This window comes from Kutzneria sp. NPDC052558, from assembly GCF_044547355.1.
Classification (GTDB): domain Bacteria; phylum Actinomycetota; class Actinomycetes; order Mycobacteriales; family Pseudonocardiaceae; genus Kutzneria.
Window position 1 is genome coordinate 150,426 of sequence record NZ_JBIUAG010000002.1, and the last position, 25,692, is coordinate 176,117.

Here is a 25,692-nt window from a genome sequence, read left to right on the forward strand (position 1 = left end):
AACCGTGGACGACATCGACAACCATCCCGACCTGACCGACCAGAAGTGGCTGCGCGCGGCCGAGAAGCGGGCCCGCCGGGCGGCCCGACGCACCCGTCCCCGCGGACCCGGGCCGCGGTGGAGCCGGCTGGTCATCCCCGGCGTGCTGGTCCTGTTCTGCGGGGCGCTGATCGTGTTCTACCGGGTCGGCTCGGTCGAACTGCCGAACGCGGCGCCGGCCACCACCAAGGCCCCGCCCACCAGCGCCAGCCTCGATCCGACCACCGTCGAGTCCTCCGGGCACGTCGACCTGGCCCGGCCGTTCGCCACCACGCCCGCCGCGGACTGGCCGACCGAGGTCCCGGCGCCGGCGGCCAAGGCGACCGGCCGCTTCAGCGCCGCCCAGGTCGACGCGGCGTATCGGGCCGTGCAGAAGACCAGCACCGAGGCCCGGCTGGACCCGGAGGTCATCCTCCGGCACAACAACGACCCGTACCTGGCCACGCTGAATCCCCGCGTCAAGCTGCCCGACCCCGGCGAATGGGTCACCCGGATCGCCGACGGCTACCGGCTGCTTCCGGCGCCGCCCAAGGTGTCCGGCGACATGACCAGTTCCGTGGACGAGCGGGGCGAACTGGTCGTGCACGCCAACTTCGTCTACGCCTACGCGTTCGAGCCGCCGTCGCACCTGGCCCCGTCGACCCCGTGGGACATCGTGTCGGTGATCCACGAGAACGCCGACTACCGGATCGTGGACGGCAAACCGTGGCCGTCGACCGAGAAGGCGTACGACTACTCGATCAACTGCGACCTGTTGCGGCAGGGACTGCTGGGGCCGGGGTACTCCGGCCGCCGCGGCACGCCGCAGCCCGACGCCGAGGCGCCGCCGGCCTACTTCGACCCCAAGCACCCGGTGACCGGCCCGGCCAACTGCTGACCCGTCTGGCCAGCCTTTTCCGGCAGGCGGACAATGGCGGGCATGACGCGCAGGCCTCCGCAGCAGGACGTCGACGAGAGCAAGATCAAGGTCGGTGAGCCGACAACGTACGCGGCCGGGGTGAAGGGCGTGCTGGTGTCGCTCCAGCACGGCTGGGACGAGATGGGCGTCACCCGCAGCGTGCGGACCCTGCGGCTGCTCAACCAGCGGGAGGGCTTCGACTGCCCGGGCTGCGCGTGGCCGGAGGCCCAGGGGCACCGCAAGCTGGCCGAGTTCTGCGAGAACGGGGCCAAGGCCGTCGCCGAGGAGGCCACCACCCGGCGTGTGGGCCCCGAATTCTTCGCCCGGCACTCGGTGGCCGAACTGGCCGAGAAGACCGACTACTGGCTGGGCAAGCAGGGCCGGCTGACTCACCCGATGGTGTTGCGTGAGGGCGCTTCCCACTACGAGCCGATCTCATGGGACGACGCGTTCGCCCTCGTCGGGAACTCGCTGCGGGGGCTGGCCGACCCCAACGAGGCGATCTTCTACACCTCCGGCCGCACCAGCAACGAGGCCGCCTTCAGCTACCAGCTGCTGGCTCGGGCGCTGGGCACCAACAACCTGCCCGACTGCTCCAACATGTGCCACGAGTCGTCCGGCTCGGCGCTGATCCAGACCATCGGCGTCGGCAAGGGCTCGGTCAGCCTGGCCGACGTCACCAATGCCGACCTGCTGCTGGTGGTCGGGCAGAACCCCGGCACCAACCACCCGCGGATGCTGTCCGCGCTGGAGGAGGCCAAGGGCAACGGGGCCACCATCGTCGCCGTCAACCCGTTGCCCGAGGCCGGGTTGATGCGGTTCAAGAACCCGCAGAACGTGCGGGGCGTGGTCGGCAAGGGCACCCCGCTGGCCGACGAGTTCTGCCAGATCCGGCTCGGCGGCGACCTGGCCTTCTTCCGGGCGCTGGGGCACCTCGTGCTGGCCGCCGAGGACGCCGCGCCCGGGACCGTGCTGGACCGGGAGTTCATCGAGTCGTGCACGCACGGCTTCGAGGAGTGGGCCGCCGACATCCGCCAGCTCGACTGGGACGAGGTCGACGCGGCGACCGGCCTGTCCCGGGAGCAGATCGCCCACGTGGCCCGGCTGCTGGTCGAGTCCAAGCGCACGATCATCTGCTGGGCCATGGGTCTGACCCAGCACAAGCAGTCCGTGCCCACCATCCGCGAGCTCGTCAACGTCCTGCTGCTGCGCGGTATGATCGGCAAGCCCGGCGCCGGCGTGTGCCCCGTGCGCGGGCACTCCAACGTGCAGGGCGACCGCACCATGGGCATCTACGAGAAGCCCAAGGAGAACTTCCTGTCCGCTTTGGACAGTGAGTTCGGCATCACCTCGCCGCGGGACCACGGCTACGACACCGTCGAGGCCATTCACGCCATGCGGGACGGCAAGGCCAAGGTCTTCTTCGCCGTCGGCGGCAACTTCGTGTCGGCCACGCCCGACACCGAGGTCACCATGCGGGCCCTGCGGTCCATGGACCTCACCGTGCACGTGTCCACCAAGCTCAACATGTCCCATGTGGTTCCCGGCAAGCAGGCCCTGATCCTGCCCACTCTCGGCCGCACCGAACGGGACGAGCAGACCGGCGGCGCCCAGTTCGTCACCGTCGAGGACTCCATGTCCTGCGTGCACCGCTCCCGCGGCCGCCTCGCCCCCGCCAGTTCCTCGCTGCTGTCCGAGGTCGCCATTGTCTCCCGGCTGGCCCGGGCCGTCTTCGGCGAGTCGCATGCCGTGCCGTGGGCCACCTTCGAGGCCGACTACGACACCATCCGGGACCACATTTCCCGTGTCGTGCCGGGATGTTCGGACTACAACGCCCGCGTGCGCGAGCCCGACGGCTTCATCCTGCCGCACCCGCCCCGCGATTCCCGGTCCTTCCCCACCACGACGGGCAAGGCCAACTTCACCGTCAATCCCGTGCAGCTGATCCAGGTTCCCGCCGGCCGGCTCATCCTGCAGACCCTGCGCAGCCACGATCAGTACAACACCACCATCTACGGCCTCGACGACCGCTACCGCGGTGTCCACGATGGACGCCGGGTCGTGTTCGTCAACCCCGACGACCTGTCCGCCCTCGGCATCGCCGACGGCGCCATGGTCGACATGGTCAGCGAGTGGCCCTCCGGCGACGGTGTGGTGGAGCGCCGCGTCAAGCTCTTCCGCGTCATCGCCTACCCCACCGCCCCCGGCTGCGCCGCCGCCTACTTCCCCGAGGCCAATGCCCTGGTGCCGCTGGAATCCACCGCCGAGACCTCCAACACCCCCACCTCCAAGGCCATCATCATCCGCCTCGAACGCAGCTGACCGTCCTCGCCGCGCGCTGATCGGACCCTCCGGTCAGCGCGGCGTTTCACGGCCCCGGACAACGCTTCTGGCACGACCGTCGCCACCACCCGCCTCGTCCACAAGCAGCGTGGCCACCGATCGATTCCCTCGGATCAACCTCGACCCCTTCGCGCACCGCTCATCTCCATGCCGTCCCGGTCCCTGCCCTGATCACCTCGCCCGCTTTCCCTGCCTCATCCCCATTTGTCGGTCCGGGCCACGTCCGTCCTCATCGGACACACGAACGGGCCGGAGCCTGTGCCGGCCCCGGCCCGTTCGTGTGTTCCGTTGTCAGCTCTGGAAGAGCTGCACCACCTTGACGATCAGCTGATATAAGCCGTAGGCGAAGGGCAGCCCGACCCACAGCCAGGCGACCACCATCAGCGCGCTGCGGTTCACTTCGCGTCCACCTCCTGCGCGGCCGGCTCGTCGGCGGCGGCCGGCTCGTGGAACTTGCTGTCGACCGGCCGGATCAGCTCGTTGGCCACGAAACCGATCAGCAGCAGGCCGATCATGATGTAGAAGGACAGCGAGTACAGCGCCGGACCGGACCGGCCGGCGGCGTGCTGGGCGTCGGCGATGCCGTCGATGATCAGCGGCCCGGCCACGCCGGCCACCGACCACGCGGTGAGCAGCCGGCCGTGGATGGCCCCGACCTGGTACGTGCCGAACAGGTCACGCAGATAGGCCGGCACGGTGGCGAAACCGCCGCCGTAGAAGGACAGGATCAGCATCGCGGCCAGCACGAACACGAGCTTCGACGAGCCGCCGGCCAGCACCAGCACCAGGTACAGCAGCGCGCCGACACCCAGGTACACCCGGTACATGTTCTTGCGGCCGATGGCGTCCGAAGTGGACGACCACACGAACCGGCCCAGCATGTTGGTCAGCGACAGCAGCGCCACGAAGCCGGCCGCGGGCGCCGGGCTCACCTTGAAGAAGTCGACGATCATCGGCGACGCCTTCTCCAGGATGCCGATGCCGGCGGTCACGTTCAGGCACAGCACCAGCCACAGCAGCCAGAACTGCGGGGTCTTGATCGCGTTCTTGGCCGAGACGTTGTTGGTGGTGATCAGCTTGTGCGACGTGGCCATCGACGGATCCCAGCCGGCCGGCTTCCAGCCGGCCGCCGGCACCCGCACCAGGAACACGCCCAGCGACATGAAGATCGCGTACACCACGCCGTGCACCGCGAACGTCGCCGCGATGCCCGAAGTGGAGGTGCCGAAACCGGCCAGCATGGCGGTCGACCAGGGTGATGCGATCAACGCTCCGCCGCCGAAGCCCATGATCGCGATACCGGTGGCCATGCCCGGACGGTCCGGGAACCACTTGATCAGCGTCGACACCGGCGAGATGTAGCCGATGCCCAGGCCGAGTCCGCCGACCAGGCCGTAGCCCACGACGACCAGCCAGAACTGCGACGTCGCCACGCCCAGCGCGGCGATCAGGAACCCGGCGCCGAACGCGACGGATGCCACCGCCATCGCCCACCGCGGTCCGTTGCGTTCGACGAGCGTGCCGCCGAAGGCCGCCGACAGGCCGAGCATGACGATCGCCACCTGGAACGGCAGGCCGCTCTCCACCCCGTTGAGATGCAGCGCCTTCTCCAGCGGCGTCTTGAAGACGCTCCACGCGTAGGCCTGTCCGATCGACAGGTGCACGGCCAGCGCGGAGGGGGGCACGAGCCAGCGGCTCCAGCCCTCCGGCGCTACCGTGCGCGAGCGATCAAGGACCCCGAGTCCCATCTCCACTGCCCTCCCAGATAGTTGAGAATGGAACCTATTGGGATCGAGCGTGACTCGGCACGACCGAGTGGCCCACGTAACGACGAGCGGCAGCAGTGACGCGCCGAACGGAATGAAGCGAAGACTTACGAAACTTGGAGGTTCCGTAATGGGAAGGGTGACGGTCCGCCGCCCGGTGCTCAAGCTCTCCCACCAGGGCGAACGCCATCGTCCGGATGCACTAGCGGCCGAAGAACCACTCGAATTGCGTATTGACGGAAAAGCGCTCGCCGTCACGATGCGCACGCCCGGTAACGATGTGGAACTGGCCCATGGCTTTCTGCTCACCGAAGGCGTGATCGGCGGCCGCGAGGACATCTCGGCGGCCCGCTACTGCGCCGGAACCGGTCCCGACGGCCGAAATACGTACAACGTGCTCGACGTCTCACTTTCCCCCGGCGTCGCCCCGCCCGAGGTCGGCGTGGAGCGCAACTTCTACACGACCTCCTCCTGCGGCGTGTGCGGCAAGGCGGCGCTGGACGCCGTCAAGCTCCGCACCCGCTATCTCCCCGCCGACGACGACTGCGGCGTCACCGTCGAGGTGCTCACCTCGCTGCCCGACAAGCTGCGGGCCGCTCAGAAAGTCTTCGACTCCACCGGCGGCCTGCACGGCGCCGGCCTGTTCACCGCCGACGGCACGCTGCTCGTCGCCCGCGAGGACGTCGGCCGGCACAACGCCGTCGACAAGGTCATGGGCTGGGCCGTGCAGTCCGGTCTGGTCCCGCTGCGCGGCTGCGTGCTGATGGTCTCCGGCCGCGCCTCGTTCGAACTCGTACAGAAGGCCGCTATGGCCGGCGTCCCCGTGCTGGCCGCCGTCTCCGCCCCGTCCTCGCTGGCCGCCGAGCTCGCCGACGAGCAGGGCATGACCCTCATCGGCTTCCTCCGCGGCGAGTCGATGAACGTCTACACCGGCGCCGACCGCGTGCTCCGCTGACGCTCCCCCGGCCGGTCGACGACATCGGGCGGGCGAAATCGCCCGTGTCGGCCAAACAGAGCAAAATGCCTGTGAACCGAGTTCACAAGCATTCCGCGGTGTGTCGGCGGCGACAAGCTCGAACGTCACATCGGACCGGGCGGTGGCGCTGACTAGGGTTGGACCATGAGCACACACTTCGACGTCGTGGTGGTGGGGGCCGGCCCCGGCGGGTACGTCGCGGCGATCCGGGCGGCCCAGCTGGGGCTGCGCACGGCGATCATCGAGGACCGGTACTGGGGCGGCGTCTGCCTGAACGTGGGCTGCATCCCGTCCAAGGCACTGCTGCGCAACGCCGAACTGGCGCACCTGCTGACCGGCGAGGCCGAGGCGTTCGGCATCCACGCCGAGGGCGGCATCACGCTCGACTACGGCGCCGCGTTCCAGCGCAGCCGCAAGGTCGCCGACGGCCGGGTCAAGGGCGTCCACTTCCTGATGAAGAAGAACAAGATCCAGCAGTTCTTCGGCTGGGGCACGTTCACCGACCCCAACACGATCCAGGTCGAGCTCACCGACGGCGGCCAGGAGACGGTCACGTTCGACCACTGCATCCTGGCGACCGGCGCGACCACCCGCCTGCTGCCGGGCACGAAGCTGTCCGAGCGGGTCGTCACCTACGAGGAGCAGATCCTCAGCGACAAGCTGCCCGGCAGCATCGTCATCGCCGGCGCGGGCGCGATCGGCGTCGAGTTCGCGTACGTCCTGCACGGCTACGGCGTCGACGTCACGATCGTCGAGTTCCTCGACCGCCCCGTCCCGCTCGAGGACGAGGAGGTCTCGGCCGAGCTGTCCAAGCGGTACCGCAAGCTCGGCATCAAGGTGCTCACCTCGACCCGGGTCGACGCGATCGACGATTCCGGCGAAAAGGTCCGGGTCACCGTGTCCAAGGACGGCCAGCAGCAGGTGCTGGAGGCCGACAAGGTGCTACAGGCGATCGGCTTCCAGCCGCGGGTCGAGGGCTACGGCCTGGAGAAGACCGGCGTCCGGCTGACCGAACGCGGCGCCGTCGACATCGACGCCCGCGGTCGCACGAGCGTGCCGCACATCTTCGCCATCGGCGACGTCACCGCCAAGCTGATGCTCGCGCACGCCGCCGAGTCCATGGCCATCGTCGCGGCCGAGACCATCGCCGGCGCGGAGACCATGGAGCTGGACTTCGTGATGATCCCTCGGGCCACGTTCTGCCAGCCCCAGATCGCCAGCTTCGGCTACACCCAGAAGCAGGCCGAGGAGCAGGGCTTCGACGTCAAGGTGGCCAAGTTCCCGTTCACCGCCAACGGCAAGGCCCACGGCCTCGGCGAGCCCGGCGGCTTCGTGAAAATCATCGCCGACGCCCGGCACGGCGAACTGCTGGGCGCGCACATGATCGGCCCCGAGGTCACCGAACTGCTGCCGGAGCTGACGCTGGCTCAGCAGTGGGACCTGACCGTCACCGAGGTCGCCCGCAACGTGCACGCCCACCCGACGCTCAGCGAGGCCGTCAAGGAAGCCATCCACGGCCTGGCCGGCCACATGATCAACTTCTGACGCGAGCAAGGCCCGCACACCGAATCCCCGTGAGCGGCCGGCCGCCGCTCACCAGTCGCCGGCACCGGCCGCCAGTCACCGGGTCACCGGTCTCCGGCCACCAGTCGCCGGTCGCCGGTCGCCAGTCGCCGGTCGCCGGTCGGTTCGCCGACCAGCGGCCGGCGAGACGGGCGCGGCGCCGATTCCGGCCGGCGCCCCGCGACCCCACAGATCCACATCGACTGCGACCGACCGACCAGCCGACGGTTGCGCCAAACCACAGGTCAGGGTCGGCTTCCGGCGACCAGCGGGCCGGGGCGATCGCCCGAGCCACAGGCGACAGCCGGCGTCAGGGCAGTCGTTCGGCGGCGAAGAGGACCGCCCGTCAGGTCGCCCGAAACGACACTCGCCCGACGGCCGAGGGGCCGCCGGGCGAGTGAGGGGTCGAGGGTCAGGCCGACTTCTCGCGGCGTTCGCGGCGGCTGGGCTGCCGGGCAACGATGGTCGGGTTGACGTTCTCGCGCACGGTCTGCTCGGTGATGACCACCTTGGCGACGTCGGTGCGGCTGGGGATGTCGTACATCACGGGCTGCAGCACCTCCTCCATGATGGCGCGCAGGCCGCGGGCGCCGGTGCCGCGAAGGATCGCCTGGTCGGCGACGGCTTCGAGGGCGGTCTTGGTGAACTCCAGCTCCACGCCGTCCATCTCGAACAGCTTCTGGTACTGCTTCACCATCGCGTTGCGGGGCTCGGTGAGGATCTTGACCAGGGACGGCTTGTCCAGGTTGGTCACGCTGGCCACGACGGGCAGGCGGCCGATGAACTCGGGGATGAGGCCGAACTTGATCAGGTCCTCGGGCATGGTGTCGCCGAAGATGTCGGAGGACTCCATCTCGGCCTTGGTGCGGATCTCGGCGCCGAAGCCGAGGCTGCGCTTGCCGACCCGGTCCTGGATGATGCGCTCCAGCCCGGCGAACGCGCCGGCCACGATGAACAGCACGTTCGTCGTGTCGATCTGGATGAACTCCTGGTGCGGGTGCTTGCGGCCGCCCTGCGGGGGCACGCTGGCGGTGGTGCCCTCGAGGATCTTCAGCAGCGCCTGCTGCACGCCCTCGCCGGAGACGTCGCGAGTGATCGACGGGTTTTCACTCTTCCGAGCGATTTTGTCGACCTCGTCGATGTAGATGATGCCGGTCTCGGCTCGCTTGACGTCGTAGTCGGCGGCCTGGATCAGCTTGAGCAGGATGTTCTCGACGTCCTCGCCAACGTAGCCGGCCTCGGTGAGCGCGGTGGCGTCGGCGATGGCGAACGGCACGTTGAGCAGCTTGGCCAGGGTCTGCGCGAGGTAGGTCTTGCCGCAGCCGGTGGGCCCGAGCATCAGGATGTTGGACTTGGCCAGCTCGACGCCGTCGTCCCGGCCGTCGCGGTTGCGATCGCCCGCCTGGATGCGCTTGTAGTGGTTGTAGACCGCCACCGACAGCGTCCGCTTGGCATCGTTCTGGCCGATCACGTACTGGTCGAGGAAGTCGTGGATCTCGGCCGGCTTGGGCAGCTCGTCCAGTTTGACGTCGCCCGCCTCGGCCAGCTCCTCCTCGATGATCTCGTTGCAGAGGTCGATGCATTCATCGCAGATATACACGCCTGGACCGGCGATGAGCTTCTTCACCTGCTTCTGGCTCTTCCCGCAGAAGGAGCACTTCAGCAGGTCTCCGCCGTCACCGATACGCGCCATGACCGCTGACCTCTGTCCCCTCCGGTGGTCCGACTGCCGCCGGCTCACCTGGCTGTCACGATGGCCCGACCCACTCGGGTGGGTCGCGCACGTTCTCCACGACGGTACCCGCCCGCGCTGGCGAGCGGGAGGACCAGCGTGCCCCGACCGTGTCGAACCAGGCGATTACTAGCCGGATTCGGCGTGTCGGCCGGGGCCGCGGCCCCGATTTTCAGCTCTGCGCGGACAGCTTCCGGTACGGCAGCACCTCGTCGACGATGCCGTAGGCCCGGGCCTCCTCGGCGGTGAGGATCTTGTCGCGGTCGATGTCCGCGGCGATCTCGTCCGGGGTCTTGTTGGTGTGCCGGGCCAGCGTGGTCTCCAGGGCGCGGCGCACCCGCTGGATCTCGTTGGCCTGGATCTCCAGGTCGGACACCTGGCCGTAGACGCCCTCGGTGGCCGGCTGGTGGATCATGATCCGGGAGTTGGGCAGCGCGCGGCGCTTGCCGGGCGAGCCGGCGGCCAGCAGCACGGCGGCGGCCGAGGCGGCCTGGCCGAGGCACACGGTGGCGATGTCGGGGCGCACGTACTGCATGGTGTCGTAGATCGCCATCAGCGAGGTGAACGAGCCACCGGGCGAGTTGATGTACATGATGATGTCGCGGTCGGGGTCGACCGACTCCAGGTACAGCAGCTGCGCCATCACGTCGTTGGCCGACGCGTCGTCGATCTGCACGCCGAGGAAGATGATGCGCTCCTCGAACAGCTTGTTGTAGGGGTTGGACTCCTTGACCCCGTAGCTGGTGCGCTCGACGAACGACGGCAGCACGTAGCGGGACTGGAGTGGCTGGAACTGGCTCACTGAGGACTCCTGGCGTCGCATGTCGCTTGGTCGAGCTGGCGGGGTCGGGGGCTGTTGTCCGGCGGCCGCCCCGCGGCTGGCTTGTTTCCGACTTTAACGAACGCGGGCGACGCCGACGTGTCGACGCCGCCCGCGTTCGCTCAGGGCGTCACTCCTGCTCGGCCGCCTCGTCGGCGGTCTCGGCGGCGGTCTCCGCCGCGGCCGGGGTGCCGAACAGTTCGTCCAGGTCGATCGTGTTGCCGGTGGCGTCGGTGATCGTGGCCTGGCTGACGACGGAGGCCAGGGCCTTGCCGCGGCGCACGTCGGCGAAGATGGCGCCGAGCTGGCCGGCCTGCTGGGCCCGCTGCACGTACTCGTCGGGGCTGATACCGAAACGCTGGGCCTGGAAGACGATGCGCTCGGACAGCTCGGCGTCGTTGACCTGGACCTTCTCGGCGTCGGCGATGGCGTCGAGCACGAGCTGGGTCTTGACCGCCTGCTCGGCGGCGGTGCGCAGCTCGGCGTCGAACTCCTCGGGGGTCTGCCCCTGCTCCTTGAGCCACTCGTTGAAGCGGTCGTCGTCGTGGTCGAAGGCGTGCACCGCGTCGTGCTTGCGGGTCTCGACCTCGGCGGCGACGATGGCCTCGGGCAGCGGCACCTCGGTGACCTCGAGCAGGGCCTCCAGGACCTTGTCCCGGGCCTGCACGCCCTGCTGCACCCGGTTGACCCGGCCCAGCCGCTCGCGCAGGTCGGCCTTGAGCTCGTCGAGGGTGTCGAACTCGCTGGCCAGCTGGGCGAACTCGTCGTCGGCCTCGGGCAGCTCGCGCTTCTTGATGTTCTCGACCTTGACGGCGACCTCGGCGTCGCGGCCCTCGTACTCGCCGGCGACGAGCTTGGTGGTGAAGGTCTTGGTCTCGCCGGCGTTGGCGCCGATGAGGGCGTCGTCGATGCCCTCGACGAGCTGCCCGGAGCCGATCTCGTAGGACAGGCCGGTGGTGCGGGCCTCCTCGACCTCGTCGCCGTCGACGGTGGCGGACAGGTCGACGGTGACGAAGTCGCCGTTCTCGGCCGGGCGGTCGACGCCGGTCAGGGTGCCGAAGCGGGCCCGCAGCTCGTCGAGCTGCTTGTCGACGTCCTCGTCGGTGGTCTCGACGTCGTCGACGCTGACGGCGAGCTCGCCGAACGCCGGCACGGTGATCTCGGGGCGGATGTCGACCTCGGCGGTGAAGGCCAGGTGGTCGCCGTCCTCGATCTTCGTGACCTCGATGTCGGGCCGGCCGAGGGCGCGGACCTCGCCCGCGTTGACCGCCTCCATGTACTTGGCCGGGATGGCCTCGTTGACGACCTCGTCGAGGACGGGCGCGCGGCCGATGCGCGACTCCAGCACGCGCGGCGGCACCTTGCCCTGGCGGAACCCGGGGATGCGGACCTGGCCGGCGAGCTTGCGGTAGGCGCGGTCGAAGTTCGGCTTCAGCTCGTCGAACGGCACCTCGACGTTGATCCGGACCCTGGTCGGGCTCAGCTGCTCGACGGTGCTCTTCAACGTGGTCTCCTCGTACGAACAAATACGTGCACAGACGTCCCGGCGGCACTACACCCCGGGTTTGGATGCCCCAAGTCTAGGTCGACCCCCAAGCGCCGAGCCCCCGACCCCCACACGCCCCCTCGCCCACACCCTCGCAGCGTGTAGCCCGAAGCCCACACACGGCCATCGCGTAGGCCGAAGCCCACACACGGCCAGGGTGTAGGCCGCAGGCCACACCCGGGGGTCCAGGGGGCGGAGCCCTCCTGGCTTGGGGTCTGGGGCGAGAGCCCCAGAAAACACCCCCGCCGATAACGGCGAAAGGGCCACCACCGGTGGCCCTGAGCACGACGAACTCGTCGGGGTGGCGGGATTTGAACCCACGGCCCCTCGCTCCCAAAGCGAGTGCGCTACCAAACTGCGCCACACCCCGTTCGCGCCGTCTTGGCGATGGCGCGTGCATGAGCGTAGCGCGACCCGCTAAGCTCCCGCATGCACCCGGGTGGTTGGGGTGCGTGCGGGTGTAGCTCAATGGCAGAGCCCCAGCCTTCCAAGCTGGTCATGCGGGTTCGATTCCCGTCACCCGCTCTTTTTTGTGCCCGGATTGTGTTGAGCGCCACATCATCTGGTGGTGAGCACGATGGCCGTGGCGTCGTCGCGGTAGCCGTCGTCGGTTTCGCGGGCGGCGGCGACGAGGGCGTCGGCGAGGGCTTCGGGATTGTCCTGGTGTTGGCGCGTGAGGTTTTCGAGTTCGTCGTGGGGCACGGTGTCGAGGCCGTCGCTGAGCAGGAGCACGAGTTGGTCGGCGGGGGCCGAGGTGACGGCGACGTTGGTGACGGTGGCACTGGAGAGGGTGACGCGGACCCAGCTGTCGTGCAGGGGCGCGAGGTCGGCGGCGCCGTTGCCGCGGAGGTAGGCGCCCATGGTGTGGGGGTCGGTGCGCAGGTGGAGGGCGTCGCCGTCCCAGGTGTAGGCGTGGGAGTCGCCGACCCAGGCGAGGTGGGTGGGCCGGCCGGGCACGGTGAGGGCGAGCACGATGACGCCGTCGGGCATGTGGGGGTGGATGCCGGGGTCTTCGACGAGCGCGGCGGCGGCGAGCACGCCGGCGAGGGCGCCTTTGGTGGCGCCGATGCGCACGGCGCTCTCGGCTAACAGGCTCATGGTGTGGGCGCCGTGGGGGTCGTTGCCGATGCCGTCGACGATGGCGGCGACGGCGACGCCGGTGGACGCCTGGTAGAGGGCGGCGGCGTCCATGTTGTGGTCGCGGACGCCGCGGCGGGTGGCGGTGGCGGCGCGGCGGCCGTGGGTCAGCTGGTGGGTCGTGCCCAACGTCAGCCTCGCTTCCGTGAAAGAGAACTGGCGGCGGCCCCGGTGTTCGGGGCCGCCGCCAGCGGGTGTTCAGCGCAGGCCGACGAGTTCCATGGCCCGGTTGAGGGTGGCGTCGGCGACTTCGGCGGCCTTGGCGGCGCCGTCGGCGAGCACCTGGTCGAGGTGGCCGGTCTCGTTGTGGATCTCGGTGAAGCGGGCCTGGATGGGCCCGATCTTGTCGAGCACGAGTTCGGCGAGGTCCTTCTTGAGGGTGCCGTAGCCGCTGCCGTCGAATTGGTCGAGGGTCTGCTCGCGGGTGGCCCCGGACAGGGCTTCGTGCAGCACGAGCAGGTTGTCGACGCCGGGCGAGAGGTTCTCACGATCAACCGCGGTGCCGGTGTCGGTGACGGCGCGCATGATGGCCTTGCGGATCTTCTTGGGGTCGTCGAGCAGGCCGATGGCGTGGCCTTCGGTGGTCTCGGCCTTGCTCTTGCTCATCTTGGCGGTGGGGTCGTCCAGGCCCATGATGCGCGCGCCGCTCTTGCGGATCAGCGCGTCGGGAACGCGGAAACACTGACCGAACATCGAATTGAACCGGTTGGCGATGTCCCGGGTGAGTTCGACGTGCTGCCGCTGGTCGTCGCCGACCGGCACGTAATTGGCCTGGTAGAGAAGAATGTCCGCGGCCATCAGCGCCGGATAGGTGAACAGTCCGGCGCTGGGGTTGGCGCCCTGGGACTTGGACTTGTACTGGGTCATCCGCTCCAGCCAGCTGACCGGGGTGACGCAGTCGAAGATCCAGCCGAGTGTGGCGTGCGCGGGCACCTTGGACTGCAGGAACAGCACGGACCGCTCGGGGTCGAGGCCGCAGGCCAGGTAGAGGGCGACGATCTCGCGGATCCGCCGGCGCAGGTCGTCGGCCTTGATCGCCTCGGGAATGGTGAGGGCGTGCAGGTCGGCGATGAAGAAGAAGTTCTCGTATTTGTCCTGTTCCTCGGCCCAGACGCTGAGCGCACCGATGTAGTTGCCGATCGTCAGGTTGCCGGTCGCGGTAATACCGGACAGCACCCTTGGCTTCGCCTGCGCTGCGGCGTCCGTCATCTCTGCCCCTCTAATTCAACGGCTTATTTACCAGGGAATTCTACCCTCCGGACGCCGGACGAATTCGGCGACCTGCGAAGATCGGCCGGACGGCTGCCCGGGCCGCGGGCGGTTAGGGTGGGCTGGTGGCGCACCACCAGCCCGTCGACCGGTTGTCGACCGTCCGGCACTCGCGCAGCGTGTTGTTCGTGGTGAACACGGTCGCCTCGGCCAACCGGCTGTTGGACGTGGTTCCCTTGTTCGAGGCGGATCTGCGGGTGCAGCTGGTGTTCACCACGCCGCCGAACTCGACCGTGACCGACGGCGTGGCCGAGGTGTTCGCGGAGCTGGACGTGCTGGCGATCCCGTGGGAGCACGCGCTGGAACGGGATTTCGACTTGGCGATCACCGCCAACCACAGCGGCGAGCTGCACCGGCTGCGGGCGCCGGTGGTGATCATTTCTCACGGGGTGGGTTACAGCAAGAAGGCGGCCCAGAGCCCAGAGCCCAGAGCCCAGAGCCCAGAGCCCAGAGCCCAGAGCCCAGAGCCCAGAGCCCAGAGCCCAGAGCCCAGCATACGGCCTCTCCCGGGATTGGTTGCTGCACAACGGGAATCTTGTCGCCGACACCCTCGTGCTCTCGCACGAGGAGCAGGTCGAGCGCTTGGCCGCCACCGTGCCGGAGGCGCTGCCGGCGGCCTATGTCGCCGGCGATCCCTGTTTCGACCGGATTCTCGCGAGCATCAGTCGGCGTCCGATCTACCGTGCGGCGTTGGGATGTGACGAGGACGCCACGCTGATCGTCGCCAGTTCGACCTGGCGCACCGGCTCCGCTTTCGGCACATGGCCGACGTTTCTGCGCCAACTCCTGGCCGAGCTCCCGCCGGACCAGTTCCGGGTGGCGGCGGTGCTGCACCCGCACGTCTGGCACGGCCACAGTCCGCACCAGATCCGGGCCTGGCTGGCCGACTGCGTCCGCGCAGGGCTGATCCTGATCCCGCCGCTGGAAGGGTGGCGCGCCGCCCTGATCGCCGCCGACATTGTTGTGGGCGACCACGGTGCGGTCACCTGTTACGCCGCCGCACTCGACAAACCCGTTGCCCTGGCGGCATTCGACGAGGACGAGATCATCGGCGGCACCGCGGTGTCCACTGTGGTCGAACTCGGCGCCCGGCTCGACCGACACGCTCCCTTGCTGCCGCAACTCCGGGCCGCCAACACTTCCTGGCCGGGCGTCCGCGAACTCGTCAGCTCACGCCCGGGCGAGGCCGCACGCCTGCTTCGATCGCTTTTCTACCAACGACTCGGTCTGTCCGAACCGGACGGTGGCATCGTCGAGCCGCCGCTTTCCCTTGCCGGCTTGACGGTCGGCACCGGCGTGCAGGCGTTCACCGTCGCCGCGGTGGTCGGCGAAGACGGAGTCGCGCACCTCCAACGCCGTCGCACCGATGTGCGCCCGATCCCCACCGGCCCGGCACATCTGGTCGTGCATGCCGACCATCCGATCCGCGAACACCGCACCAACGCCGACATCCTCTTCACCGAGCGGACCGACCACCTGGCGATGCTGTTCGGACAGGCCCCCGGCTGCCGGATCGTGGTGTCCACAACCGCCGGCACCGCAACGATCCGCGGCCGCGAACAACCGATCCGCCTCCACGGCTGCGATCCGCTGCTCGCGGCCTCGGCGTTGTTCGCCCTCAACGGCGAACCGCCGGCCGATATGCGGATCGTCGCCGACGGTCAGGCCTACTCCTGCACGTTGTCGAGCTGATTCCGCAGGTCCTCCACAATCGTCCGCTGACGCTCGGAGCCGTCCTCGGCGAACAGCCGCTCCGCCTCGGCATAGGCCGCCCGGGCGGCCTCGACGTCACCGAGCGCGGCCAGCGCACGGCCGAGCTCCAGCTGGCACTTGGCCTTGTTGTCGGTCTCGGACGTCGGCTGGAAGTGGTGCCACGCCGCCATGATCTCGTCCCGCGCGGCTGCGGGCTCGCCCAGCTTCAGCAATGCCCGGCAGCGCTGCAATCGCAGGATCGCGAACTCCCGGGAATCATCGGCGACCGCCCACGCGAGGTCGAAGCAGCGCAACGCCTCCCGGGCGTCTCCGGCCTGGAGCGCGATCTTGCCCAGCCACTCCAGCGCGCTCTCCTGGCCTTGCCGGTGCCCGATGCGCGCCGCGACGCCGTGCGAGGTCTGGAAACACTCCCGTGCCCGGTCCAGCTCGCCGATGCCCAGATACGCCGACCCCAGCTGGGACGCCATCCGCATCTCCGCCTCGGCGTGCCCGCACCGCTGCGCGGCCCGGAGTCCCAGCTCGTGCGTGGTGATCCAGTCCTCGTAGTGGCCGTGCAGGTGATACAGGCCCCACAATGCCTCGCACAGCTGCCACACCAGGTCGTCATGCCCGGCCGCCTCGGCCAGCTTGACGGCGCCGGCGAGGTTGGCCCGCTCACGTTCCAAGCACGCCAACACATCCGCGCGCGTGATCGTCAGCGGGCGGCTCGGCTGCCGGTACAGCGGCCCGCTGCGCGGACGTCCGGACAGGAGTCGGTCGAAGGTGACGGTGTAGTCGAGATACCACTCGGCAATCCGCCGACTCAGCTCGTCGGCCGGCCCGTCGGACTTGGCCCGCGCGTGCGCCTGGGCCAGGTCGTGGAAGTGGCACCGCTCGTCCTCGACGGTCAGCAAACCCGCATGGGCCAACGAGTCCAGCGCGTCCTCGGCGTCATCGGGATCGCCGCCGATCATGTGCGTGGCCAGCGCGACGTCGAAATCGGCGCCCGGGTGCCAGGCCAACACCCGATACGCACCGGCGGCCGGCTCGCCGAGGCTGCCGTAGGCGATGTCGAGATGGGTGACGAGCAGCTGCTTGGTGTCGTCGTCGAGGGCGTCCCAACCGTGCTCGGCGAGCCGCCGCAGGAACCGGGCCTTCTTGCCGGCCGACACGCCGATCAGCTGGCATGCCATCAACTCGATCGCCGCTGGAAAGCCGCCTGCGGCCCGGACGACGATCTCGGACTCCTCGGCGGTGAGCTCGATGTCGTGCCGCAAGAGCAGATCACCGAGCAATCGGTGCGCGTACTCCGTCTCAAGCGGCGGCACCGGGACATAACCGAAGTCGGGACCGAGATCCCGAAGCAGCCATCGACTCGTCACCACCACCGTGCAGCCCGCGCCGGCCGGCCGGAAATAGGCCACCTGGGCCGCGTTGAGGACGTCGTCGAGCACGAGCATCAGCTTCTTGTCGGAGCCGTAATCGCGCAGTTGGGCCGCCCGCCCGTCGGCCGTCGGGGCGATGTCGTCACGGTCGAGACCGAACGACATCAGCAGAGCGCCCAGACTCTCTCCCGCCGATTCCCGCTCACCGAGATCGGGATTGGCGAGCTTGAGAAAACGCACTCCGTCCGGATATTCGGACTCGTGGCGGCCGGCCCACACGGTGGCCGCGCCGGTGGTGCCGACGCCGCCGGGACCGTGAAAGCAGATCAGCGTGGGCTCGCCCGCGGCGAGGGCGCGGTCGCGGTGCCTGTCGGCCTTCTCGTGCACGCCGTGGCGGTTGACGAAACAGGCCGGCGGACGGGGCGCGGCCAGGCCGACGGCCACCCGCTCGCGGGCGGCCTGCACGATCACCCGATCGATCGTCTCGGCCTGGATGACCGTTCCGGAGAGATTGCCCGAAGCCTGGTTCGCCACGCCCGGAGACTACCGACGATCAAGGACGGCTAGGCCGGCCTTGACCGGTATTCACCCGCCACGACGAGCGCGAACAACGCCAGGGTGATGACGTGCACGCTGGTGCACCACTCGCAGATCTTGCCGATGACCACGAGCTCGACGGCGACCAGGTAGACGACGAACAGCAGCCCGACGCCGACGCCGGCCAGGCGCAGCCAGCGCACCGCCGGCAGCTCCGAGCGCCAGGCCCACGGGCTGGTCAGCACCACCATCGGCACGAAGTAGACCAGGCCGAGCACCGCGACCGGGATGCCGAGGATCACCGACTGCGGGCTGGAGGTCACCTGGGCGCAGTTGATCACCGAGTTGGCCTGGCAGATCAGGGTGGCGTTGTCGGTGTAGTGGCTGATCGTCATGTAGACCGCCACCGCGAGCCCGGCCAGCGACAGCAGCAGCGTGCTGACGACCAGCCACCTCGGGTAGGCGCTCGTCGACTCCGACGCCTGGGTGCCTGCGGACATGGTCGCAGGATACGTGGATCAGACCGGCACGGTCAGACCGTAGGCGCGGCAACAGTTGCCAGCGGCAAAATTGACCGCGAAAGCTTCCGCGTCGGCGACGGTCAGCACGTCGTCGGCGAGCCAGTCGTCGATCAGCCGGCCCAGCGCCCGCCGCCACAGGGTCGCCCCCAGGTGGTGCAGCTCGGGCAGGCCGAAGCCGTCGGAGGAGAAGCAGACCGAGCCGAACGGCGCCAGCTCCAGCAGCTCGGCCAGCACGCTGCCGGCCCGGTCACCCACATAGGGGATGGCCAGGCCGACGTCGACGAGCACGTGCGGGAACAGGTGGGCGAGATAACCGGCGTTGCGGTGGAACGGCCACGTGTGCAGCAGCGCGATCGTGGCGCCGGTCGACTTGGTGGCGCGCAGGAAGTCGCCGAGCAGGGCCGGGTCGGCGCGGTGCAGCCGCAGGTCGTCGTCGCCGAAACCGGTGTGCAGCTGGAGCGGGACGTGCAGCTCGGCGCTGAGCCGGGCGCCGAGGTGCACCAGCCAGGCCAGCAGAATCGGATCGTCCATCCGCTTGCCGCCCCAGCGCAGCCACGCGCTCGCGGCCGCCGCGACCTCGACGTCGGTCGGCGGCTCGGCCGGCAGGTCCAGGCCGGTGCGGTACGCGACGACGCTCTTCAGCCCGACGGCGCCGGCCTGGATTCCGTCGCGAATCTCGTTTTCGACGAAATCGAGGAAATCGGCGACGGGCACGTCGGCGGCGGCGACGCGCTCGGCGACCGACTCCAGGCGGAGCACCTCGAACGCGGCGCCGTCGGCGATGTCGGCGAACTCCACCGGTTCGGTGATCGGCAGGTCGGCGGCGACCGGCAGGCCGGTGTCCAACAACCAGGACCGCACGCCGGCCGCGCCGAGCAGGCGGGAGCTGACCCGACGCCATCCCCATTCGGCGCGGCGTTCCAGGTAGTCGTCGACGGAGCAGTGCGCCGGCAGGCCGAGCGCCGGCGCGCACCAGCGCCGCAGCGCCAGTCCGACCATCGAGTCGAAGTTCGTCGGAATCGAGGATTCCGTCAACAATCCAGCAAACCGTGCGCGGTCCAGGTCGCCGGCGACGACACCGTGGCAGTGCTGGTCGACGAGGACGAGGTCGTCGGTCAGCACGGTCACCACCGCCAGCGGGTGAGCTCGGCCAACTGGGCCGGCGACGTGTCGGCGAACCGGTCGGCCTCGCCGCGCCGGACGGTCAGCACGCTGTCGTGCAGCACCTCCCCCATCGCGGCGGCGAGCACCTTCGACGAGGCGAAAGCGTTTGCGGCGGCCATCGCCGACTCCGGCAGCCGGCCCACGCCGGTGGCGGTCCGCACGCTCTCCTCCATCCCGGCCGGGTCGCCGGAGATCGGCGGCGGCAGTCGCAGCCCGTCGTCGACGCCGGCCAGACCGGCGGCGATGACCGAGCCGACCACCAGGTACGGGTTCGCCGTCGCGTCGAAGCACTTCACCTCGGCGTTCGCCGAGGTCTCGCCGGTCCCGGCGACGCCGGTGATGAACCGGACCGCAGCCTCCCGGGTCTCCCGTCCCCACGCCTGCCACACGCCCGCCCACCTCGACGGCTCCGAACGCAGGAAACTCGCCGGATTGCCGGCGCCGACCGCGACGAGCGCCGGCAGCTCACGCAGCACGCCGGCCAGGAACGCCTCGCCGACCGGCGGCAGCCCGAACGGCCCGGTCCCGCCGCTGAACTGGTCGACAAGAGAAAGGTGCAGATGCGCCCCGCTGCCGACGGTGCCGGGGTTGATCGACGGGGCGAAGCTGGCCAACCAGCCATGCAGGTGACTGACTCGCCTGATCGTGTGACGGACCAGGACGACGTCGTCGGCCGCGCCGACCGGGTCGTTGTGCTCGACCGACACCTCCAGCTGGCCGGCCGCGTACTCGGGATGGAACTGCTCGACGGCCACGTCCTGCGCGCGCAGGGTCGCCAGCAGCTCACGGGCGTAGTCGGCGACCTGCTCCAACCGGATCGCGCCGTAGGCCGGCCCGTGGAAGACGGGCTCGCCGGCCTCGGTCACCAGCGCCCACTCCGTCTCGAAGGCCATCCGCAGGTCCAGCCCGCGCTCCGCGGCCGCCGCCACCTGGGCCGCCGCGAACGCCCGCTGGCACGCCTCGAACCGGTCACCCTCCTGGTGGAATTTGTCGGCCGGCGCCCACGCCCACCCGGTCTGGCCGGCCAGCGGCACGATCCGGGACAGGTCCGGCACCAGCCTGATGTCGCCGTCGGGACCGCCGAGGAACCGGCCCTGCACCATCACGTCGTCGAAGCAGAACGTCTCGAAGCACGGCGACACCCCGACGCCGACCCGGGCCGCGGCGGCCAGCTTCGGCAGCGGCACCGTCTTCACCCGCGCGATGCCGGCGTTGTCCACGAAGGACAGCGCCACCACCTCGACGTCCTGGGCCCGCAACCGCTCCACGAGTGGTTCGACCTCGGGAACATCCGCCGGAATCGTGTCGCTGGTCGCCATGCACCGAGTAGTACCCGGACCGCTGCCGCGACACCAGTCCCCACGCGAGGCCGCCGGTCGTCTGACAGAGCAGCGCCCAGCCGGTAGCGTTTGCGGCCGTGACGTGGCCGAGCGGTGGATCGGGCTACGGGGACAACCAGGCCGGTGGGCCGGACTACCCCGGGCCGCAGGGAACTCCCGGATATCAGCAGCAACAGCAGCCGTACGGCCAGCAGCACACCTACCCCGGCTACAACTACGGCCAGCAGCCGCAGTACCCCGGCTACCAGCAGCAACCCCCGCAGCAGCCGTACCAGTCCAGCTACGGCGGCTTCGGCATGTACCAGCAGCCGCCCCAGGGCCGGCCGCCACGCAACCGCCGCACGCTGACGATCGTGTTGGCGCTGGTCGGCGTGCTCGTGCTGGCCGGCATCGCGACCACGGTCGTGCTGCTCACCCGCAACGGCCAGCCGCAGGCCGGCGACCGGACGCAGCAGGCGACCGCGCCGACGACCACGTCCGCGCTCAAGCCGCAGGACCCACGGGTGCCGGGCTGGCAGGTCGAGGTGTCCAACCGGCGCAACGTCGCCTACGACATCCCCACGGCCCAGTGGACCCGGAAGGGCCCGGACGAGATCGTCAGCCTCGGGCCGTCCGACGGGGACTTCGTCACCGGCACCGGCGCGGCCTACTACCTGCCGGGTTTCTGCGCCGGCAAGTCCGGCTCGGTGCGGGCCGGCACCGCGGTGACCGCGAGTGACACCGAGGGCCCCGACAAGTCCGCGCCGGACATCGCCCAGCACTGGGCGAGCGTGGCCTACAAGTCCTCGGACCCGGCGCAGCCCACCGACGTGAAGCTGGAGCCGGCGCAGCAGATCAAGATCGCCGACGGCAAGGTGGCCGCCACGCTGTCGGTCGCCGACGTCACGATCCCGGCCTCGACCGATCCGTGCGTGCCCCGGTCGGCCAAGGTGTACGCGGCGGCCGTGTCCACATCGGACACCGGCTCGGTGATCCTGGTGCTGTTCGCCGATCAGGGCGTGCCGAACGCGCTGTCCGACGCCGACGCCAAGAAGATCATGACGAGCATGCGGCCCGCCGGCTGATCGCCGACGGGCCGCGCGAACACCCGGGGATCAGCCGCGGACCAGGCCGACGATGTGGGCGACCGCCTCGTCCACCGGCACGTCGCCACGCTCGCCGGACGCCCGGTCCTTGACCTCGACCTTGCCGTCGGCCAGGCCGCGGCCGACGACCAGGATGGTCGGCACGCCGATCAGCTCGGCGTCGGCGAACTTCACGCCGGGCGAGGCCTTCCGGTCGTCGAGCAGCACCTCGACGCCGGCGGCTGACAGCTCGGCGGCCAGCTTCTCCGCGCCCTCGCGCACCGCGTCGTCCTTGCCGGCGATCACCACGTGCACGTCGGCCGGGGCGACGATGCGGGGCCAGGTCAGGCCCCGGTCGTCGAAGTACTGCTCGGCGATCACGGCGACCAGGCGGGACACGCCGATGCCGTAGGAGCCCATGGTGATCCGGATCGGCTTGCTGTCCGGGCCCAGCGCGTCCAGGCCGAACGCGTCCGCGTACTTGCGGCCCAGCTGGAAGACGTGGCCGATCTCGATGCCGCGGGCGGCGACCAGGGTGCCCTGGCCGTCGGGCGACGGGTCGCCCTCGCGCACCTCGGCGACGTCGATCGTGCCGCTGGCCACGAAGTCGCGGCCAGCGACCAGGTCCATCACATGGCGGCCGGGCTGGTCGGCGCCGGTGATCCAGCTGGTGCCGGTGACCACGCGGGGGTCGACCAGGTAGCGCACGCCGTTGTCCAGCAGCGCCTTCGGCCCGATGTAGCCCTTGACCAGGAAGGAGTTCGCGGCGAAGTCGGCGTCCTCCAGCATCGCGACCTCGGCCGGCTCCAGTGCCGCCTCCAGCCGCTTCTGGTCCACCTCGCGGTCGCCGGGCACGCCGATGGCCAGCAGCTCCCACTTGTCCTCGCCGGGACGGCGGGTCTTGAGCAGCACGTTCTTCAGCGTGTCGGCGGCCGTGAACTCACGCCCCAGGCCGGCGGTGAGACTGTGCTCGTTGAACCAGGCGACCAAGGTGGCGATGGTCGGTGTGTTGGGCGTGTCGTAGACCTTGGCCTCAGGCTTGCCGTCGATGGCCTGCGCCGGGGGCGGCGTGGTGACGACCGCCTCCACGTTGGCCGCGTAGTTCGACGCGGTGCTGCGGACGAAGGTGTCCTCACCCGTCGCGGCGACGGCCAGGAACTCCTCGGACGCGGAGCCGCCCATGGCGCCGGAGGTCGCCTTCACCACCACGTACTCGAGGCCGAGGCGATCGAAGATGCGCACGTAGGCGTCGCGGTGCGCCTGATAGGAGCGGGCCAGGCCCTCGTCGTCCAGGTCGAAGGAGTACGAGTCCTTCATCAGGAACTCACGGCCGCGCAGGATGCCGGCGCGGGGCCGCGCCTCGTCCCGGTACTTGGTCTGGATCTGGTACAGCGTGACCGGGTAGTCCTTGTAGGAGGCGTACTCGCCCTTCACGGTGAGCGTGAACAGCTCCTCGTGGGTGGGGCCGAGCAGGTAGTCGGCGCCCTTGCGGTCCTTGAGCCGGAACAGGTTCTGGCCGTACTCGGTCCACCGGTTCGTGGCTTCGTAGGGCTCGCGGGGCAGCAGCGCGGGGAACTGGATCTCCTGCGCGCCGATCGCGTTCATCTCCTCGCGCACCACGGCCTCGATCCGCCGCAGGACACGCAGCCCCAGCGGCAGCCACGAGTAGCCGCCCGGTGCGACGCGACGGACGTAACCGGCGCGGACCAGCAGCTTGTGGCTGGGCACCTCGGCGTCCGCCGGGTCCTCGCGCAGGGTGCGCAGGAACAACGACGACATCCTCGTGATCACGGCTCGAACTCCTCATGCGGGGTCGACGAAAGTACAGAGCGTAGAGAACGCACGGGCAGGCTTTCCAACTGGTCGCCGAGAACGGCCGATCAGGGCCCTTCCGCCGCTTACCGTCTGCGCATGGCACTGAGGATCCGCATGGTCACCATCGACTGCCTGGACCCCCGCAAGCTGGCGGAGTTCTGGGTCGCGGCGCTCGGCGCCGAGATCATCCACGAGGTCGACGACGGCGCGATGCTGGTGCTGTCCTCGGCCGACAACGTGGACGTCGGCCTGCAACAGGTCGCCGAACCGCGGGCCGGCAAGAACAGACTCCACATCGACCTGGGCGCCCCGGACCGGCCGGCCGAGGTGGCCCGACTGGTCGACCTCGGGGCCAGGTTGGTCGAGGAGTTCGCCTATCCCGGCATGGCGTGGAGCGTGTTGCAGGACCCCGAGGGCAACGAGTTCTGCGTCGGCTCCCGCAACGGGTGAGCGACCGGCGTCACCAGCGGGTGCGGTGCACGATCCAGGTCAGCGCGGCGGCGGCCGCGCGGGACTGGTAGGGCCGCAGCCCGACGCAGCCGGCCGGCTCCGGCAGCCGGCTGGACAGCTCCCAGCGGCCGGCCAGCGCGGCGGCGAAGCCGGTGATGGCCCAGGCCGGCACCTTGGCCAGCACGGGCCGGCCCAGCACCAGTCGCTCGGCGTCGGCCGGCGGATGGCCGGCCATGATCAGCTGCGGCACCATCGTCACGGTGTCCAGCCAGGCCGCGCCCTTGGACGGGTAGGACCAGTCGACCAGCAGCACCCGGCCGTCCTCGACACGCCGGATCATGTTGTCGACCCGCAGCTCGTTGTGCAGCAGCGTGTCGCCCTCGGCCCACGGCTGCCACGCCGTCTCCATCGCCGCCAGCGAGTCCAGGTTGGCCTGCGCCCACGGATCCAGGTCGCCGGCCGCCGCCGACCGCAGCGACGTCCAGCCGCACAGCATCGGGGCCAGGTCGTCGAGCACGCTGGGCACGTCGTCCAGCGGGCAAGGCGTCAACGTCCGCGACGCGCTGCCCAGCGCCGACAGCACTGCGGCCAGATCCGGCGACCCGGGCCGGAGGTTCGGCTCGCCCCCGTCGACGTCGCTGAGCACCAAGGCGACCCACTGGCCCTCGACGACGTGCAGCAGTCGCGGCGACGGCACGTTCTCCGGCAGTCGGGACACGACCGACGCCTCGGAGCGGTAGGCGCCGGCCAGTGGATGGTCGGCCGGCAGGGCTTTGACGAACACCCGGCGGCCGTCGGCCAGCAGCAGGCGGGAGGCGAGACCGAGGGTGAAGCCGCCGGCCTGGCTGAGCGCGCGGACCACCGGGGCGCCGATCTTGTGCTCGATGACCTCGCGCACCCGGCCGGGCACATCGGCCCAGGTCGGTCGGGTCTGCCGGGTGCCGTCCACGATGGCCGTCACGCGGGCCGCCCCCATGAGGTCACCTGATCATCTTACGGGGGCGGTGTCGGGTCACCCGTCCGGTGGACGCTCGGGGTCAGGGCCGCGTGGCGTTGACCTCGTCGAGCACGGCCTGCCACGGGATCGGGTGCCACTCCCCCGATCGGGGCTCCTTCAGCGGCCAGACGTCCTCGCCGTCGACGAGCCGGACACCCGCCGCCTTGAGCGCCGCGATATGCCCCGGCCACGCCGGGTGGCGGACGTGGGCGGCGTTGACGCAGGGGAACACCACGACCTCGACGCCGTGCGTGCCGATCGCCTCGGAGACCTGGGTCAGCGCCTGGTTGTCGCCGAAACCGAGGGCGAGCTTGGCGACCGTGTTGGCGGTGGCCGGCGCGACGACGTAGGTGTCGACCGGCGGATGCGGCTTCGGCTCACGGGGCAGTCGCGAGTCGACGCGGAGCGGAAGTCCGGTGGACTTCTCTATTTCGTCGACCAGCCCGGATTCGTGGAACCAGCGCCCGGCGGTCGGCGTCAGCGTGACGCCCACTCGCCAGCCCGCCGCCAACGCGGGGCGGACGAGTCCCTCGAACAGCCCTTCGACGCCGCCCGCGCCGGACGCGACCACACCCAACATCGGAGATCGTTCTGCCACCCGGCCAGGCTAGATCCCCTTGACGCAGTCCGGCCCGCCA

Annotated in this window: 21 protein-coding genes and 2 tRNA genes; 8 read left to right on the plus strand and 15 right to left on the minus strand. The window is 70.0% G+C overall.

Annotated elements, in window-relative coordinates:
- Positions 1 to 4 precede the first annotated feature (4 nt).
- Both ACIG5F_RS03705 and ACIG5F_RS03710 read left to right on the plus strand, forming a co-directional pair.
- Complete coding sequence (locus ACIG5F_RS03705; protein WP_396515831.1) at positions 5 to 916, plus strand: hypothetical protein; 912 nt, start codon at positions 5 to 7, stop codon at positions 914 to 916.
- A 42-nt stretch (positions 917 to 958) separates the two neighbouring features.
- Positions 959 to 3,259 (plus strand): FdhF/YdeP family oxidoreductase, encoded by a 2,301-nt coding sequence (locus tag ACIG5F_RS03710; protein ID WP_396515832.1) that lies wholly within the window; start codon positions 959 to 961, stop codon positions 3,257 to 3,259.
- Positions 3,260 to 3,675: 416 nt separating this feature from the next.
- Here the strand turns inward: ACIG5F_RS03710 and ACIG5F_RS03715 are convergent, their stop codons facing one another.
- Positions 3,676 to 5,028 carry an OFA family MFS transporter gene (locus ACIG5F_RS03715; protein ID WP_396515833.1) on the minus strand — a complete coding sequence of 451 codons (1,353 nt, stop codon included), beginning with the start codon at positions 5,026 to 5,028 and terminating at the stop codon, positions 3,676 to 3,678.
- Positions 5,029 to 5,176: 148 nt separating this feature from the next.
- Between ACIG5F_RS03715 and fdhD the strand changes: the two genes are divergently transcribed.
- Both fdhD and lpdA read left to right on the plus strand, forming a co-directional pair.
- Entirely contained in the window at positions 5,177 to 6,001 is an 825-nt protein-coding gene (fdhD, locus tag ACIG5F_RS03720; protein WP_396515834.1) for a formate dehydrogenase accessory sulfurtransferase FdhD, read from the plus strand.
- A gap of 165 nt (positions 6,002 to 6,166) precedes the next feature.
- A complete protein-coding gene (lpdA, locus tag ACIG5F_RS03725; RefSeq protein WP_396515835.1) occupies positions 6,167 to 7,567 on the plus strand; it encodes a dihydrolipoyl dehydrogenase in 1,401 nt (466 codons plus the stop codon).
- 430 nt (positions 7,568 to 7,997) lie between these two features.
- Here lpdA and clpX read toward each other — a convergent pair whose 3' ends face one another.
- From clpX to ACIG5F_RS03745, 4 genes are all read right to left on the minus strand, one after another.
- Complete coding sequence (clpX, locus tag ACIG5F_RS03730; protein WP_396515836.1) at positions 7,998 to 9,278, minus strand: ATP-dependent Clp protease ATP-binding subunit ClpX; 1,281 nt, start codon at positions 9,276 to 9,278, stop codon at positions 7,998 to 8,000.
- A 211-nt stretch (positions 9,279 to 9,489) separates the two neighbouring features.
- Entirely contained in the window at positions 9,490 to 10,119 is a 630-nt protein-coding gene (locus ACIG5F_RS03735; RefSeq protein ID WP_396515837.1) for an ATP-dependent Clp protease proteolytic subunit, read from the minus strand.
- Between the two features lie 148 nt (positions 10,120 to 10,267).
- A complete protein-coding gene (gene tig / locus ACIG5F_RS03740) occupies positions 10,268 to 11,641 on the minus strand; it encodes a trigger factor (RefSeq protein WP_396515838.1) in 1,374 nt (457 codons plus the stop codon).
- Positions 11,642 to 11,979: 338 nt separating this feature from the next.
- A tRNA-Pro gene (locus ACIG5F_RS03745) sits at positions 11,980 to 12,053 on the minus strand.
- An 84-nt stretch (positions 12,054 to 12,137) separates the two neighbouring features.
- Here ACIG5F_RS03745 and ACIG5F_RS03750 point away from each other — a divergent pair.
- Positions 12,138 to 12,208, plus strand: a tRNA-Gly gene (locus ACIG5F_RS03750).
- Between the two features lie 33 nt (positions 12,209 to 12,241).
- Here ACIG5F_RS03750 and ACIG5F_RS03755 read toward each other — a convergent pair.
- From ACIG5F_RS03755 to ACIG5F_RS03765, 3 genes are all read right to left on the minus strand, one after another.
- Positions 12,242 to 12,949, minus strand: coding sequence for a hypothetical protein (locus tag ACIG5F_RS03755; RefSeq protein WP_396515839.1), 708 nt, complete (start codon positions 12,947 to 12,949; stop codon positions 12,242 to 12,244).
- A gap of 69 nt (positions 12,950 to 13,018) precedes the next feature.
- A complete protein-coding gene (gene trpS, locus ACIG5F_RS03760) occupies positions 13,019 to 14,029 on the minus strand; it encodes a tryptophan--tRNA ligase (protein ID WP_396515840.1) in 1,011 nt (336 codons plus the stop codon).
- Between the two features lie 112 nt (positions 14,030 to 14,141).
- Positions 14,142 to 14,468 (minus strand): hypothetical protein, encoded by a 327-nt coding sequence (locus ACIG5F_RS03765; RefSeq protein ID WP_396515841.1) that lies wholly within the window; start codon positions 14,466 to 14,468, stop codon positions 14,142 to 14,144.
- A gap of 137 nt (positions 14,469 to 14,605) precedes the next feature.
- Between ACIG5F_RS03765 and ACIG5F_RS03770 the strand changes: the two genes are divergently transcribed.
- Complete coding sequence (locus ACIG5F_RS03770) at positions 14,606 to 15,781, plus strand: hypothetical protein (RefSeq protein ID WP_396515842.1); 1,176 nt, start codon at positions 14,606 to 14,608, stop codon at positions 15,779 to 15,781.
- Here ACIG5F_RS03770 and ACIG5F_RS03775 read toward each other — a convergent pair.
- From ACIG5F_RS03775 to ACIG5F_RS03790, 4 genes are read right to left on the minus strand one after another with little or no spacing between them, the layout of a single operon-like run.
- A complete protein-coding gene (locus tag ACIG5F_RS03775; RefSeq protein ID WP_396515843.1) occupies positions 15,757 to 17,700 on the minus strand; it encodes a hypothetical protein in 1,944 nt (647 codons plus the stop codon). The genes ACIG5F_RS03770 and ACIG5F_RS03775 overlap by 25 nt on opposite strands.
- 29 nt (positions 17,701 to 17,729) lie before the next feature.
- Complete coding sequence (locus tag ACIG5F_RS03780) at positions 17,730 to 18,203, minus strand: vitamin K epoxide reductase family protein (protein WP_396515844.1); 474 nt, start codon at positions 18,201 to 18,203, stop codon at positions 17,730 to 17,732.
- 18 nt (positions 18,204 to 18,221) lie between these two features.
- On the minus strand, positions 18,222 to 19,352 hold the full coding sequence (locus ACIG5F_RS03785; protein ID WP_396515845.1) for an amidohydrolase: 1,131 nt from the start codon (positions 19,350 to 19,352) through the stop codon (positions 18,222 to 18,224).
- A complete protein-coding gene (locus ACIG5F_RS03790) occupies positions 19,349 to 20,707 on the minus strand; it encodes a glutamine synthetase (protein ID WP_396515846.1) in 1,359 nt (452 codons plus the stop codon). Before ACIG5F_RS03790 ends, ACIG5F_RS03785 begins: the two co-directional genes overlap by 4 nt.
- A gap of 98 nt (positions 20,708 to 20,805) precedes the next feature.
- On the opposite strand from ACIG5F_RS03790, the gene ACIG5F_RS03795 reads away from it, so the two are divergent.
- Entirely contained in the window at positions 20,806 to 21,792 is a 987-nt protein-coding gene (locus tag ACIG5F_RS03795) for a hypothetical protein (protein ID WP_396515847.1), read from the plus strand.
- Positions 21,793 to 21,822: 30 nt separating this feature from the next.
- Here the strand turns inward: ACIG5F_RS03795 and ACIG5F_RS03800 are convergent, their stop codons facing one another.
- Entirely contained in the window at positions 21,823 to 23,583 is a 1,761-nt protein-coding gene (locus tag ACIG5F_RS03800; RefSeq protein ID WP_396515848.1) for a proline--tRNA ligase, read from the minus strand.
- Positions 23,584 to 23,703: 120 nt separating this feature from the next.
- On the opposite strand from ACIG5F_RS03800, the gene ACIG5F_RS03805 reads away from it, so the two are divergent.
- A complete protein-coding gene (locus tag ACIG5F_RS03805; RefSeq protein ID WP_396515849.1) occupies positions 23,704 to 24,057 on the plus strand; it encodes a VOC family protein in 354 nt (117 codons plus the stop codon).
- Positions 24,058 to 24,067: 10 nt separating this feature from the next.
- Here the strand turns inward: ACIG5F_RS03805 and ACIG5F_RS03810 are convergent, their stop codons facing one another.
- Positions 24,068 to 25,033, minus strand: coding sequence for a phosphotransferase (locus ACIG5F_RS03810; RefSeq protein WP_396515850.1), 966 nt, complete (start codon positions 25,031 to 25,033; stop codon positions 24,068 to 24,070).
- Positions 25,034 to 25,094: 61 nt separating this feature from the next.
- Positions 25,095 to 25,634: a flavoprotein gene (locus ACIG5F_RS03815; RefSeq protein ID WP_396516367.1), complete on the minus strand. Its 540-nt coding sequence runs from the start codon at positions 25,632 to 25,634 to the stop codon at positions 25,095 to 25,097.
- Between the last annotated feature and the right edge of the window lie 58 nt (positions 25,635 to 25,692).